We start from the raw sequence: 316 nt of genomic DNA on the forward strand, positions 1-316 counted from the left end.
GCAAGGTTCGCCAATTTGCGCGCCATCCTGACGCTGGGCTCGATCGCGCATCAGTCGACGGTGCGGGCGCTGGGGGGACGTGTCGCCGCACTTCCCTTCCGCCATGGCGGGCGGCAGGAAGCCGGCGGCATCACACTGTTCTCCAGCTATCACTGCTCGCGCTACAACACCAATACCGGCGTGCTGACGGAAGAGATGTTCGTCGACGTCTTCAAGGAAATCGCGGCGTTCCTGCACGGCTGACAAGACTGCCGGCGGGGTTCATACCGGCAACAGCGCTTCGGGCTTGACGTCGCCGATCGAGGCATAGGTGTGC

The 316-nt window shown here is 63.9% G+C and carries 1 pseudogene; it reads left to right on the forward strand.

Annotated features, from left to right (window positions below):
* Positions 1-243: pseudogene (locus EN845_RS34485) on the forward strand (uracil-DNA glycosylase); the annotation flags it as partial.
* Between the last annotated feature and the right edge of the window lie 73 nt (positions 244-316).

It is taken from the genome of Mesorhizobium sp. M8A.F.Ca.ET.202.01.1.1 (assembly GCF_004791595.1).
In the GTDB taxonomy this organism is placed as follows: Bacteria; Pseudomonadota; Alphaproteobacteria; order Rhizobiales; family Rhizobiaceae; genus Mesorhizobium.